Source organism: Streptomyces cadmiisoli, assembly GCF_003261055.1.
Lineage (GTDB): Bacteria > Actinomycetota > Actinomycetes > Streptomycetales > Streptomycetaceae > Streptomyces > Streptomyces cadmiisoli.
Genome location: NZ_CP030073.1, coordinates 3,335,550 through 3,348,979, shown reverse-complemented (window position 1 = coordinate 3,348,979; position 13,430 = coordinate 3,335,550). Strand labels below are relative to the sequence as shown.

Below are 13,430 nucleotides of genomic sequence, written 5' to 3'. Positions count from 1 at the left end.
GGCCCGGGGACGGCCGGCCCGCCGGCGGGCTTCGGCCGCGCGGCCGGGCGCGGCCGTCGCCGCGAGGCCGACCGGCGGGACGCGAGGGGCGGGCCTACTGCTTCGGGGAGCGCAGAAGCACTCCGATGTGGGCCGCCGCCGTGGACAGATGGCGTCGGGCGTCGCGGAGCTGGGCCGGGGTGACGCCGTTGTCGCGGGCCGCGTCGCGGATGTCGTCGCGGAAGCGGTCCAGCAGACGGTCCAGGTCGCGGGCGGGGTCGCCCGTGGAGGCGTCGTCGTGCGCCCAGGCCGGCTCGGGGTCGGCCGGGACGTCCCGCGGCTCCGCCGCACGGTCCGGTCCCGGGGCCGGCTTGTCGGCGCCGCCGCGGCCGAAGCCGAAGTCCTTGCCGAAGTCCTCCCCGAAGTGCTTGCCGAAGTCGCCGAACTCCTTGGCGAGTTCCGTCAGGCCCTCGCGTACGCCCGTGGGCCAGTCGCCCCGCGAGAAGTGGTCCTGCACCTGTTCCTGGACCCGCTGCGCGATGCGCTGCACCTCCTCCGTCGCCTGGGCCCGCGCACGGTCCTGCGCCTCCTTGGCCTGGTGCCGGGCCCGCTGGGCCTCCTCGCGCGCCCGGCGGCTCTCGTCCTTGGCGCGCCGGGCCTGCTCCTTCCACTCCTGCTTCACGCGGCGCATCTCCTCCTTGGCGGCGCGCCAGGCCTCGCTGTCGCCGTAACCGCCGAAGCCGCCCTGGCCTGCGGAGTCCCCGGCGGTGCCGCGGCCGTCGGTGCCGGTGCGGGCCTCGGTCGCCGCGGCCCGCATCTCGCGCCGCAGGTCGCCCGCCGCGCCGCGTACGTCGGCGCGGATCTCGGCTGCCAGCTCCGCCACCGACTCGCGGATCTCCAGCTCCAGATCGGCCAGTTCACCGCTGCGGTCGGCCAGTTCGGCGCGGCCCGCGTCCGTGATGGCGTACACCTTGCGGCCGCCCTCGGTGGTGTGTGTGACCAGGCCCTCGGCCTCCAGCTTGGCGAGGCGCGGGTAGACCGTGCCCGCCGACGGCGCGTACAGCCCCTGGAAGCGCTCCTCCAGGAGGCGGATCACCTCGTAGCCGTGGCGCGGGGCCTCGTCCAGCAGTTTCAGCAGGTAGAGACGCAGGCGGCCGTGGGCGAAGACGGGAGGCATGTCAGAGCACCTTCTTGTCGGTCGTACCGTCGGCCGGGGCGTCGGGTGTGGTCGTCCTGACGTCCTGGCCGGACGCCGAATTCTCCCCCGGTTCCCGCCGCGGTCCGTCCGGCGCGCCGTCCCACGGCCCGTCCTGCGACGGCGGGCGCCGCAGCAGGGCGATGGAGCCGGATACCGTCGTGGCCTTCAGCCGGCCGCTGCCCGAGCCGAGGCGGCCCGTGATCCGCTTCGCCCCCCACTGACCCGTCACCCGCAGATCCTCGAAGGCGTTGGAGACCGTGCCGCTCGCGGTGTTGGCCTCCACCTCCGCGTCCGCCGGATGCGGCAGCCGGATCGCGATCTCGCCGGAGACGCTGTTCAGGCTGATGTCGGTGGGGCCGCCCGTCGGGTCCAGGTCGACGATCATCGAGCCGCTGACCGAGTCGGCCCGCACCGAGGACCCCGCGCCCTCGACCACCGTCAGGTCACCCGAGACGGAGTTGAAGCGCAGGTCGCCCGAGAGGGCCTGCGCCTCCACGCTGCCCGAGACGGTGTCGGCGCGGACCGGGCCGGAGAGTCCCACGAGGGTCGTGTCCCCGGAGACGCCCTTCACCTCCGCCCGTCCCTCGATGCCGGAGACCACGGCGGCGGCGCCGACCACACCCACCTCGACCCGGGTGGCGGCCGGCACGGCCAGTGTGACCACGGCGCTGCGCCGCCAGCCCTTGCGGTCGAGCCACTTCAGGAAGCCCTTCCAGGGCAGGTCCTCGTACGCCACGGTGAGCGTGCCGCCCTGCCGGGTGACCAGCAGCGGCGGCCCCTCGATCTCGCCGACCTCCAGGCGGGCGGAACCCTCGTCGGTCCCCACCACGTTCACCGTTCCGTTGACGATGCGCACCTGGAGTTCGCTCAAGGGTTCGTCGAAGGTGAGCTTGCTCGGCTCGGCGACGGACCATTCGGACATCGTGCTGACCTCCTCGACCTGCCGGGCCGCGGGCGGGACCGGACGGACGGACACGACACGTCATATCGCGTCTCCCGTAAGACACGATATATCGTGGCGGTCGGAAGTCAAGAAGTGCTCGTGACGGCCGCCGACCTTCCAAAGCCGGGCAAATGCCCTAGCGTGTGACCATGTCGACGGAAGAGTTCCAGGCCGATGCCCGGGCCGACGCCGTGGCTCCCGGCGCCCTTCTGCTCTGCCGGGCGCTCCCCGAGTCCGTCGCCCCCGTCGCCCCCCTGCTCCGCGAGCGCATGCTGCTCACCCGGGCCGGTGAGGGATGGAGCGTCCTGGTCCCCGAGGGCGGGCCCTGGCTGGCCGGTGTCGATCCCGTCGACCGGGTGCTCACCGGCTGGGCCACCGCTCTCGCGGTCGGCGCGCCCTGGCCCGTACTGGCCCTGTGGTGGGACGCGGACCGCGCCGGCTGCACACTCGCCTCCGGCTTCCGCCGCCCGGTCGACTACGTCTGGCTCTCCGGCGGCACCCCGGCCGGCGAGGACGAGGCCATGCGCACCTTCGCCGCACGGCTCGGCCTGGACCCGGTCCTCGGCCTGCAGGCCCTGGAACGCCTCACGGAACCCGACCTCACGGCCGACGCGCCGGCCCGGCTGCGGGGGCTGCTCGACGTCCTCGGCCGCGAGGGGGTCTCGCTGCCCGCCGGTCTCCGCCCGGGCGAGCCCGCGCACCGCCTGCGGGACGCGGCCCGCGCGCAGCCGGACACCCGCACGATCGAATGGGCGGGGTGGCGCGCGGCGGTCGGCGCGGATCTCGATGTCGTACGGGGCAGCCGCCTGGGCCGCTATCTCCCCTGGTCCGGGGATCCCCGAGCGCGTGCGCTGGCCCTCACGCAGGTGGCCGCGGGCCTGCCGCTGACCGCGTGGGGCCTGCGCCGCCGCAGCGGCGGCTGGACCGCCGCGGGCGCGTTCCTGATGGGCCACGGCACGCTGGGCCTGGCATACGACCTGGGGCGGCCCCGGGACTGACACCGGCGGGACGTCCTGGGGCGTCCGGGGGTGTCCCGGAGGTGCCCGGGGACGTCGTAGACGGTCGTTCGCCGGCCTCAGCCCCCGTCGGGCGTGCCGCTCGCGTCGGTCGAACTCGGCCGTCGTCAGCCGATGTCTGCCGCTGGCCTCAGCCGTCGTCCGTGGACGCCCGCCGTCGTGCGTCGACCGAGCCGTCGTCAGCCGACCTCAGCCGGTCTCCGTCGGTCTCCGTCGACGTCGGCCGTCGTCGTTCGACCCGGACGCTGTCCGTCGGCCTCAGTCGTCGTCCTCGTCGTCCAGCCGGGCCAGCCACGTCGCCAGCCGCTCCACCGGCACCTCGAAGTCCGGGTTCAGGTCGACGAAAGTCCGCAACTGCTCGGCGAGCCACTCGAAGGAGACCTCCTCCTGGCCGCGCCGCTTCTCCAGTTCTTCGATGCCTCGGTCGGTGAAGTACATGACCTCAGAATATGCGCCGCCCGCCCGGTCCCGGGACTCGCACCGGAACCGTCCGGGCGGCCGGCCTCGTCGCAGTTCGAGCGTGCTCCGGCCAGGGCCGGTCGGAGAAGACGCAAGCCCGCTCGACCCGCTCACCCACCCGCGCTGTCCGAAGTGCGTCGAGGCGCACATGCACACCCGCTGCATCCTCGAACGCCGCCACCCCTACTGGGACTTCGAGCCCCAGCCGACCTGACGCGGACGGCACACGAAAGGGCCCGGCCCCGAGTCACCAGGACTCGGGGCCGGGCCCCTCGCATGCCGTACGGGCTATGCCTCGAACACCTCACGCACCAGCTGCTCCTGCTCCGCCTGGTGCCGCTTCGCGGAACCGACGGCGGGAGACGAGCCGTGCGGCCGCGAGATGCGGCGCAGGCGCTCGCCGTGCGGGACGTCGGCGCCGACCGCCAGGTCCAGGTGGTCGATCAGGTTGAGCGCGATGAACGGCCAGGCACCCTGGTTCGCCGGCTCCTCCTGCGCCCACAGGTACTTCTCGGCGTTCGGGTACTTCTTGATCTCCGCCTGGAGCTCCGCACCCGGCAGCGGGTAGAGGCGCTCGATACGGATGATCGCGGTGTCCGTCGCGCCGCGCTTCTGACGCTCGGCCTCCAGGTCGTAGTAGACCTTGCCGGCGCAGAAGACGACCTTCCTGACCGCCGCCGGGTCCACCGACGCGTCACCGATGACCGGCCGGAACTGGCCCGAGGTGAACTCGTCCGCCTTCGACGCCGCGGCCTTCAGACGCAGCATCGACTTCGGCGTGAAGACCACCAGCGGCTTGTGGTGCGGGTTGTGCACCTGCCACCGCAGGAGGTGGAAGTAGTTCGACGGGAGGGTCGGCATGGCGACCGTCATGTTGTTCTGCGCGCACAGCTGGAGGAAGCGCTCCGGGCGGGCGGACGAGTGGTCCGGGCCCTGGCCCTCGTAACCGTGCGGCAGCAGCAGGACCACGCCGCTCGTCTGGGCCCACTTCTGCTCCGCGGACGAGATGAACTCGTCCACGACCGTCTGCGCGCCGTTGACGAAGTCGCCGAACTGCGCCTCCCACATCACCAGCGCGTCCGGACGGGCCAGCGAGTAGCCGTACTCGAAGCCCATCGCCGCGTACTCGGAGAGCAGCGAGTTGTAGACGGTCAGGCGCGCCTGGTCCTCGGACAGGTACTGCAACGGCGTGTACTCGTCGCCCGTGGTGCGGTCGATGATGACCGCGTGCCGCTGGCCGAACGTACCGCGCTGCGAGTCCTGGCCCGCCAGCCGGACCGGGACGCCCTCCAGCAGGAGGGAGCCGACCGCGAGGGTCTCGCCCATGCCCCAGTCGATGGTGCCGTCCTCGACCATCGTCGCCCGGCGCTGCAGCTGCGGCAGCAGACGCGGGTGGACGGTGATGTGGTCGGGGATGTTGACCTGGGACTCGGCGATCCGCTTGACGATCTCCGAGGAGACGGCGGTGTTCACCGCGACCGGGAATTCGGCCTGGGTGTCCGGGGTCTCCACCGACGCCGGCTGCGAGGTGGCCTCGCGGACCTCCGTGAAGACCTTCTCCAGCTGGCCCTGGTAGTCCTGGAGCGCCTGCTCGGCCTCTTCCAGGGTGATGTCACCGCGACCGATCAGGGACTCGGTGTAGAGCTTGCGCACCGAGCGCTTCTTGTCGATCAGGTCGTACATCAGCGGCTGGGTGAAGGCCGGGTTGTCCGACTCGTTGTGACCGCGGCGGCGGTAGCAGATGAGGTCGATCACCACGTCCTTGTTGAACGCCTGGCGGAACTCGAAGGCCAGCCGCGCGACGCGGACCACGGCCTCCGGGTCGTCGCCGTTCACGTGGAAGATCGGGGCCTCGATCATGCGGGCCACGTCCGTCGCGTACATCGAGGAGCGCGAGGACTCGGGGGCCGCGGTGAAGCCGACCTGGTTGTTGATGACCACGTGGACCGTGCCGCCGGTGCGGTAGCCGCGCAGCTGAGACATGTTCAGGGTCTCGGCCACCACGCCCTGGCCCGCGAAGGCCGCGTCGCCGTGCAGGGCCACCGGCAGGACGGTGAAGTCCGTGCCGCCCTTGTTGATGATGTCCTGCTTGGCGCGGGCGACGCCCTCCAGAACCGGGTCGACCGCCTCCAGGTGCGAGGGGTTGGCGGTGAGCGAGACCTTGATCTGCTCGCCGTCCAGGCCGGTGAAGGTGCCCTCGGCGCCCAGGTGGTACTTCACGTCGCCGGAGCCGTGCATCGACTTCGGGTCGAGGTTGCCCTCGAACTCGCGGAAGATCTGCGCGTACGACTTGCCGACGATGTTCGCGAGGACGTTCAGGCGGCCCCGGTGGGCCATGCCGATGACGACCTCGTCCAGGCGGGACTCGGCCGCCGAGTCCAGCACCGCGTCCAGCAGCGGGATGACGGACTCGCCGCCCTCCAGCGAGAAGCGCTTCTGGCCGACGTACTTCGTCTGGAGGAAGGTCTCGAACGCCTCGGCGGCGTTCAGACGGCGCAGGATGCGCAGCTGCTCCTCGCGCTCCGGCTTGGTGTGCGGGCGCTCGATGCGGTCCTGGATCCACTTGCGCTGCTTGGGGTCCTGGATGTGCATGAACTCGACGCCGGTGGTGCGGCAGTACGAGTCGCGCAGCACGCCGAGGATGTCGCGCAGCTTCATCAGGGACTTGCCGGCGAAGCCGCCGACGGCGAACTCGCGCTCCAGGTCCCACAGGGTCAGGCCGTGCTCGGTGATGTCCAGGTCGGGGTGCTTGCGCTGGCGGTACTCCAGCGGGTCGGTGTCGGCCATGACGTGGCCGCGGACCCGGTAGGAGTGGATCAGCTCGAAGACCCGGGCGGCCTTGGTGACGTCGTCGTCGTGGCTGGCGTCGATGTCCTTGAGCCAGCGGACCGGCTCGTAGGGGATGCGCAGCGACTCGAAGATGTCGTCGTAGAAGCCGTTCTCGCCGAGCAGGAGGTTCGCGACCTGGCGGAGGAACTCGCCGGAGGCGGCGCCCTGGATCACCCGGTGGTCGTAGGTCGACGTGAGCGTCATGACCTTGGAGATGCCGAGCTTGTTCAGGGTGTCCTGCGAGGTGCCCTGGAACTCCGCCGGGTAGTCCATGGCGCCGACGCCCATGATCACCGACTGGCCGGGCATCAGACGCGGCACCGAGTGGACGGTGCCGAGGCCGCCGGGGTTGGTCAGTGAGACCGTGACACCGGTGAAGTCGTCCATCGTCAGCTTGTTGTCGCGGGCGCGACGGACGATGTCCTCGTAGGCCTGCCAGAACTCGAAGAAGTTCAGGGTCTCGGCCTTCTTGATCGCCGCGACGACCAGCTGGCGGTCGCCGTTCGGCTTGACCAGGTCGATGGCGAGGCCGAGGTTGATGTGCGGCGGCTTGACGAGGGTCGGCTTGCCGTCCTTCTGGCCGAACGACCAGTTCATCGACGGCATGGCCTTGATGGCCTGCACCATCGCGTAGCCGATCAGGTGCGTGAAGGAGATCTTCCCGCCCCGGGCCCGCTTGAGGTGGTTGTTGATCACGATGCGGTTGTCGAACAGCAGCTTCACCGGGACCGCGCGCACGGACGTGGCCGTGGGCAGCTCCAGCGAGGCGTTCATGTTCTTGGCGACCGCGGCGGCGGGGCCGCGCAGCGTGATCAGCTCGGGGCCCTGGGGCGCCTCGGCCGCGGGCGCGGCGGGGGCGGCGGCCCGGGGCTGCGGCTTGGCGGCCGGCGCGGGAGCCGGTGCCGCGGCCTTCGCCGGGGCGGCCGGTGCGGCGGCCTGCGCCGGTGCCGGAGCGGCCGGGGCGGGCTTCGGGGCCGCGGGTGCGGCGGGCGCGGCCGGAGCCACCGGGGCGGGGGCCGGGGCCGTCGGGGTCTCCGCGGCCGCCGGAGCGGGCGCTCCCGGCTTGTAGTCGGCGAAGAAGTCCCACCAGGCACGGTCTACCGAATTCGGGTCCTGGAGGTACTGCTGATAGATCTCATCGACGAGCCACTCATTGGGACCGAACGCCGCAGCGGGGTTCTTGCCCGCTGAATCGGTGTCGGTCGTGGAGGCACCGCCCGCCCGAAGGGTGGCGGAACTCGATGCGTTACTCGGGGACTCTGGCGACACGGCGGCAACCGCCCTCTTCCGCTTCACAAGGTGATGGACAGCGGAAATAAAGGCTACGCCTCCATGACCCATAAGGTGAGGCCGGGCCCGTTCATCGTCGTGTAAGTCACATCTGAGCGCGTGTTTCAGGGTGGGAAATGGCGGGAAACAAGCGTGGTTCCGGTGTGAGAGGGGTACGACGACCCGGGCCCTGCGCGCACCGCGCACGGGCCTTTGCCTGATCACACGTGTCGTCCTGCGCGGACGCCTGTGGATCTTGTGGCTCCGCTTCGAACCCTACGTCAACTCGATGGGGAAGGCAGTCCCGGAAGGGTGACAAGAATCCGGCAACCCCGCTCGGATTCGGCCACTCCGATCCGGCCGCCGTGCAGATCCACCGCCCAGCGGGCGATCGCCAGGCCGAGACCCGTGCCGCCGTCGCTGCCCGGACCGTGCGGACGGCTGACCGAACCGCGGTTGAACCGCTCGAAGACCCGGTGCCACTCCGAGCGCGGAATGCCGGGCCCCTCGTCCAGGACCTCCAGCTCCAGGGACTCCGGCAGCGCGCCGCGCCGGGCCTTGAGCGTGACCCGGCCGTGCGGCGGGCTGTGCTTGACCGCGTTGTCGATCAGATTGGCGACGACCTGGTGGATCCGCTCCGGGTCGGCGTGCGCGGTCAGCTCCGGCGGGGAGACGTCCAGGTGCAGATGGACGTCGGTGCGGGTGTGGCTGCCCGAGCCGGAGGCGATGCCCGCGCGCGCGGAAGCGACCATGTTGGCCTCCTTCAGCACCCCGGACAGATACGGCCACACCTCGAAGCGCCGCTGTTTGAGCGGTACGACGCCGTTGTCGAGGCGGGACAGGTCCAGCAGCGTCTCCACCAGGCGGCCCAGCCGCTCCGTCTGCTTCAGCGCCGTCCGCATCGTCTCCGGGTCGGCCTGCGTGACGCCGTCCACGATGTTCTCCAGCACCGCCCGCAGCCCCGCGATGGGGGTGCGCAGCTCGTGCGAGACGTTGGCGACCAGCTCCTTGCGCTGCCGGTCCTCGGCCTCCAGGTCGTCGGCCATGCGGTTGATCGTGACGGCCAGGTCGCCCAGCTCGTCCCGGCGGCTCTCACGGACCCGGCGGGTGTAGTCGCCGTGCGAGATGGAGCGGGCCACCGCGTTCATCTCGTCCAGCGGCGCGGTGAGCGAGTGCGCCACGAACTGCGTGATCAGCAGGGTGGCGATCATCGAGAAGACCGTGATGAAACGCAGTTCGGTCTCGGTGCGCACCGCGATCATCAGCAGCCCCGTGGTGATCAGCACCGAGATGACGACCAGCGCACCGAGCTTGGTCTTGATCGAGAACGGGCGTACGCCGCCCCAGCGCTCGCCGGGGCTCCTCCGTGCGGCCGGCCGCCCCCCGCTCATGGCGTCGGCGTCTCCAGCGCGTAGCCCACGCCGTGCACCGTGCGGATCCGCTCGGCGCCGATCTTCCGCCGCAGCGCCTTGATGTGGCTGTCGACGGTCCGGGTGCCGGAGGCGTCCGCCCAGTCCCACACCTCGGCCAGCAGCTGCTCACGGGAGAGCACGGCGCGGGGGGTGTTCGCCAGGCACACGAGCAGGTCGAACTCGGTGGGCGTCAGGTGCACGTCCTCGCTGCGCACCCGGACGCGGCGCTGGGCGTGGTCGATCTCCAGCTCGCCCAGGCGCAGGATGCCGCTGCGCGGAGTGGCGGCCGCGATCGCCGCCCGCTCGACCCGGCGCAGCAGCACGTGCACGCGTGCGGCCAGCTCCCGCATCGAGAACGGCTTGGTCATGTAGTCGTCGGCGCCGACGCCGAGTCCGACCAGCATGTCGGTCTCGTCGTCCCGCGCGGTCAGCATCAGCACCGGCACCGGCCGCTGGGCCTGCACCCGCCGGCAGACCTCCAGGCCGTCGAAGCCCGGCAGCATGATGTCGAGGATCAGCAGATCGGGCTGCCAGGCCTCGGCCGTGTCCACCGCCGACGGACCGTCGCCGGCGGTCTGGACGAGAAATCCCTCTGCGCGCAGGCGGGCCGCGATGGCGTCGACGATCGTCGCGTCGTCCTCGACGACCAGCACCCGGCGCTGTGCACCCGGGCTGGTCGCCGCCGTGCCGTTGTGGGAGGTATGTGTCTGCTCCATCGCCCGCCCCTGAAGTGTGCTTTCCGGAATCCGTGGGGTGATCCCATGACTGCGTTCGACGCTTGAACGATCCGCGTCAGGCAAGCAGGGTACGGGGAGTCACCGCAGCTCGGCTATCCAGGTCGGACGGCGAGATGCACGATGTCGGGTACGCCCCGGGCAACGGGGATCTCTTCGGTACGCACATGCCGGAAACCGGCATTCCACAAGGTTCCTTCAAATTCCGGGGAGGGTTGCGCCGACCAAACGGCGAGCACCCCGTCCGGCCTCAACACCCTTGCGCAGCTTGCCAGTCCGGCCATCGAGTACAGCCCCGCATTGCCGTCCGTGACGGTCCAGCCGGGCCCGTTGTCGATGTCCAGGCACAGGGCGTCGAACGTGTCGGAAGTCTCATTGACGTAATCCACCAGATCCGCTTCGACGATTTGCGTACGACCGTCCGCGAGGGCGTCGCGCGAGACCCCCGAAAGGGGTCCGTCGAGATGCCAGTCGATGACGGCGCGTTCCCGCTCGACCACCGTGATCCCGCCCCACCGGGGGTTCGCCGCGGCGTGTGCGAGCGAGAAGCCGACACCGAGTCCGCCGATCAGGACGCGGGGTGCGGGGCGGTCGTCCAGCGCGTTCAGCGCCGCGTCGACCAGCAGCCGCTCGGACCGGCCGTCGGAGGTGTCCATCAGGAAGCAGCCGTTGGCGATGATCTGGAGCACGGAGCCGTGGCGGCGCAGCACCACCTCGCCGTGGGGGCCCTCACGACGGTCCAGGACTTCGGGGATGTCGTACGTGGTGGACATCGGCCCATCCTGGCACTTCTCCAACGGGATGTTGACGGAACAAGGCGAGGGGGTGTCGCCCTGAGCAGGGCGAGGGGCGTGTCGCCCAGGGGGACGGCCGGGGTGTGCGTGCCTGTGGCGGCCCGATCGCTCAGAGCGAACGAGTCCCGGGGAACATTCGGCGGCTCACGAGCATTGAGTCGGCATAACTCAACTTGACTGCCGAAGGGGAGATCATGGCTGCTGAGTCCACGGCGTTCACACCGCTCGCCCTGCCCGTGCTGCCGCTCGACGACGAGGTCGTGCTGCCCGGAATGGTGGTCCCGCTGGACCTGAGCGACGCCGATGTGCGGGCCGCGGTGGAGGCAGCGCAGGCCGCTGCCCGCTCCGAGCCCGGAAAGCCCAGGGTCCTGCTGGTGCCCAGGATCGACGGGACGTACGCGGGCACCGGTGTGCTCGGCACCGTGGAACAGGTCGGGCGGCTCGCCGACGGCGACCCCGGAGCCCTGATCCGGGGCCGGGGACGCGTGCGGATCGGCGCCGGGACGACCGGGCCGGGCGCGGCCCTGTGGGTCGAGGGCACCCGGATCGACGAGAGCGTGCCGGAGCCGCTGCCCGGGCACGTCTCCGAGCTGGTCAAGGAGTACAAGGCGCTCGCCGCCGCCTGGTTGAAGAAGCGCGGCGCCTGGCAGGTCGTCGACCGGGTGCAGGCCATCGACGACGTGTCGGCCCTGGCCGACAACTCCGGGTACTCGCCCTTCCTCACCCTCGACCAGAAGATCGAACTGCTGGAGACGGCCGAACCCGTCGCCCGGCTGAAGCTCGCCACCCGGCAGCTGCGCGACCACCTCGCGGAGCAGGACGTCGCCGAGACCATCGCCAAGGACGTCCAGGAGGGCGTCGACAAGCAGCAGCGCGAGTTCCTGCTGCGGCGCCAGCTGGAAGCCGTCCGCAAGGAACTGCGCGAGCTGAACGGAGAGCAGGAGGGCGAGGAGTCCGACGACTACCGCGCCCGCGTGGAGGCCGCCGACCTGCCCGAGAAGGTCCGTGAGGCCGCTCTCAAGGAGGTCGACAAGCTGGAGCGGGCCAGCGACCAGTCGCCGGAGGGCTCCTGGATCCGCACCTGGCTCGACACCGTGCTCGAACTGCCCTGGAACGAGCGGACCGAGGACGCGTACGACATCCGGGGCGCCAAGACGGTCCTGGACGCCGAGCACGCGGGTCTGGAGGACGTCAAGGAGCGGATCACCGAGTACCTGGCGGTGCGCAAGCGGCGCAGCGACCGGGGCCTGGGTGTCGTCGGCGGGCGGCGCGGCGGTGCCGTGCTCGCGCTGGTGGGCCCGCCCGGCGTCGGAAAGACGAGCCTCGGTGAGTCGGTGGCGCACGCCATGGGCCGCAAGTTCGTGCGCGTCGCCCTCGGCGGCGTCCGCGACGAGGCCGAGATCCGCGGTCACCGGCGTACCTACGTCGGCGCGCTGCCGGGCCGGATCGTGCGCGCGGTCAAGGAGGCCGGTTCCATGAACCCGGTGGTGCTCCTGGACGAGATCGACAAGGTCGGTTCCGACTTCCGCGGCGACCCCGCCGCGGCCCTCCTCGAGGTGCTCGACCCGGCGCAGAACCACACCTTCCGCGACCACTACCTGGAAGTCGAACTCGACCTGTCCGACGTCGTCTTCCTCGCCACCGCCAACGTCCTGGAGGCCATCCCGGAGGCCCTGCTCGACCGTATGGAGCTGGTCCGGCTGGACGGTTACACCGAGGACGAGAAGGTCGTCATCGCCCGTGACCACCTGGTGCCGCGCCAGCTGGAGCGCGCCGGGCTGGCCGAGCACGAGGTGACGCTCGACGAGAGCGCGCTGCGCAAGCTGGCCGGCGAGTACACGCGCGAGGCGGGTGTGCGCAACCTGGAGCGGTCCGTCGCCCGGCTGCTGCGCAAGGTGGCCGCCGAGCACGAGCTGGGCGAGCGGGAGCTGCCGTTCACCGTCACGGACGGCGACCTGCGCGCTCTGATCGGCCGGCCGCACCATGTGCCCGAGTCCGCCCAGGACCCGGCCGAGCGGCGTACGGCGGTGCCGGGTGTCGCGACCGGACTGGCGGTGACCGGCGCCGGCGGAGACGTCCTGTTCGTCGAGGCGTCGCTGGCCGACCCGGAGACCGGCGGCGCGGGACTGACCCTGACCGGTCAGCTGGGCGACGTGATGAAGGAGTCGGCGCAGATCGCGCTGAGCTTCCTGCGCAGCCGCGGCGCCGAGCTCGAACTGCCGGTCGCCGACCTGAAGGACCGGGGCGTGCACATCCACTTCCCGGCGGGCGCGGTGCCGAAGGACGGCCCGAGCGCGGGCATCACCATGACGACCGCGCTGGCCTCGCTGCTCTCCGGCCGGCCGGTGCGCACCGATGTGGCGATGACCGGTGAGGTGTCGCTGACCGGTCGCGTCCTGCCCATCGGCGGCGTGAAGCAGAAGCTGCTCGCCGCGCACCGCGCGGGTGTCACGACCGTGATCATCCCCAAGCGCAACGAGCCCGACCTGGACGACGTCCCGGCCGAGGTGCTGGACAAGCTCGACGTCCACGCCGTGACCGACGTCCGGCAGGTCCTGGAACTGGCGCTGTCGCCGGCCACGAACGGCGCGGCGCCGGAGGTTCCGGTCGCGGCGTGACGGACGTGATCGGACAGTGGAGGCCCGGGTCCCGTGAGGGAGGCCCGGGCCTTCGCCGTACGGCGGGCCGGGCGAGGGCGGGCGAGGGCGGGCGCGGGCGACGGGCACACGAGGGTCGTACGGAGGGCGGGCCGACGGGGCGTACGAGGGTCGTACGAGGGGCCGGCCGACGCGGCGCA

At 71.5% G+C, this 13,430-nt stretch carries 9 protein-coding genes; 2 read left to right on the top strand and 7 right to left on the bottom strand.

Annotated features, from left to right (window positions below; genetic code table 11):
• Positions 1 to 94 precede the first annotated feature (94 nt).
• Entirely contained in the window at positions 95 to 1,156 is a 1,062-nt protein-coding gene (locus tag DN051_RS14040; protein WP_053757326.1) for a PadR family transcriptional regulator, read from the bottom strand.
• A gap of 1 nt (position 1,157) precedes the next feature.
• Positions 1,158 to 2,099: a DUF4097 family beta strand repeat-containing protein gene (locus DN051_RS14035; protein WP_112442261.1), complete on the bottom strand. Its 942-nt coding sequence runs from the start codon at positions 2,097 to 2,099 to the stop codon at positions 1,158 to 1,160.
• Between the two features lie 170 nt (positions 2,100 to 2,269).
• Between DN051_RS14035 and DN051_RS14030 the strand changes: the two genes are divergently transcribed.
• The gene (locus DN051_RS14030) at positions 2,270 to 3,118 is read left to right on the top strand and encodes a hypothetical protein (RefSeq protein WP_053757325.1); all 849 of its coding nucleotides are present in this window, start codon (positions 2,270 to 2,272) and stop codon (positions 3,116 to 3,118) included.
• A gap of 276 nt (positions 3,119 to 3,394) precedes the next feature.
• Here the strand turns inward: DN051_RS14030 and DN051_RS14025 are convergent, their stop codons facing one another.
• From DN051_RS14025 to DN051_RS14000, 5 genes are all read right to left on the bottom strand, one after another.
• Complete coding sequence (locus DN051_RS14025; RefSeq protein ID WP_053757324.1) at positions 3,395 to 3,574, bottom strand: DUF6104 family protein; 180 nt, start codon at positions 3,572 to 3,574, stop codon at positions 3,395 to 3,397.
• A gap of 309 nt (positions 3,575 to 3,883) precedes the next feature.
• A complete protein-coding gene (locus DN051_RS14020; protein WP_053757391.1) occupies positions 3,884 to 7,693 on the bottom strand; it encodes a multifunctional oxoglutarate decarboxylase/oxoglutarate dehydrogenase thiamine pyrophosphate-binding subunit/dihydrolipoyllysine-residue succinyltransferase subunit in 3,810 nt (1,269 codons plus the stop codon).
• A 281-nt stretch (positions 7,694 to 7,974) separates the two neighbouring features.
• Entirely contained in the window at positions 7,975 to 9,084 is a 1,110-nt protein-coding gene (locus DN051_RS14010; RefSeq protein WP_112438820.1) for a sensor histidine kinase, read from the bottom strand.
• The gene (locus tag DN051_RS14005; protein WP_112438819.1) at positions 9,081 to 9,821 is read right to left on the bottom strand and encodes a response regulator transcription factor; all 741 of its coding nucleotides are present in this window, start codon (positions 9,819 to 9,821) and stop codon (positions 9,081 to 9,083) included. Before DN051_RS14005 ends, DN051_RS14010 begins: the two co-directional genes overlap by 4 nt.
• A gap of 113 nt (positions 9,822 to 9,934) precedes the next feature.
• Positions 9,935 to 10,612: a spermidine synthase family protein gene (locus tag DN051_RS14000; RefSeq protein WP_053757321.1), complete on the bottom strand. Its 678-nt coding sequence runs from the start codon at positions 10,610 to 10,612 to the stop codon at positions 9,935 to 9,937.
• 215 nt (positions 10,613 to 10,827) lie between these two features.
• Here DN051_RS14000 and lon point away from each other — a divergent pair, with 215 nt between their 5' ends.
• Complete coding sequence (lon, locus tag DN051_RS13995) at positions 10,828 to 13,251, top strand: endopeptidase La (protein WP_053757320.1); 2,424 nt, start codon at positions 10,828 to 10,830, stop codon at positions 13,249 to 13,251.
• The last annotated feature ends 179 nt before the right edge of the window (positions 13,252 to 13,430 follow it).

Bases quoted from the DNA above. Each gene is read 5' to 3' on its own strand.
- DN051_RS14030 (WP_053757325.1), top strand. From the start codon at position 2,270: ATGTCGACGGAAGAGTTCCAGGCCGATGCCCGGGCCGACGCCGTGGCT.
- lon (WP_053757320.1), top strand. From the start codon at position 10,828: ATGGCTGCTGAGTCCACGGCGTTCACACCGCTCGCCCTGCCCGTGCTG.
- DN051_RS14005 (WP_112438819.1), bottom strand. From the start codon at position 9,821: ATGGAGCAGACACATACCTCCCACAACGGCACGGCGGCGACCAGCCCG.
- DN051_RS14000 (WP_053757321.1), bottom strand. From the start codon at position 10,612: ATGTCCACCACGTACGACATCCCCGAAGTCCTGGACCGTCGTGAGGGC.
- DN051_RS14025 (WP_053757324.1), bottom strand. From the start codon at position 3,574: ATGTACTTCACCGACCGAGGCATCGAAGAACTGGAGAAGCGGCGCGGC.
- DN051_RS14040 (WP_053757326.1), bottom strand. From the start codon at position 1,156: ATGCCTCCCGTCTTCGCCCACGGCCGCCTGCGTCTCTACCTGCTGAAA.
- DN051_RS14010 (WP_112438820.1), bottom strand. From the start codon at position 9,084: ATGAGCGGGGGGCGGCCGGCCGCACGGAGGAGCCCCGGCGAGCGCTGG.
- DN051_RS14035 (WP_112442261.1), bottom strand. From the start codon at position 2,099: ATGTCCGAATGGTCCGTCGCCGAGCCGAGCAAGCTCACCTTCGACGAA.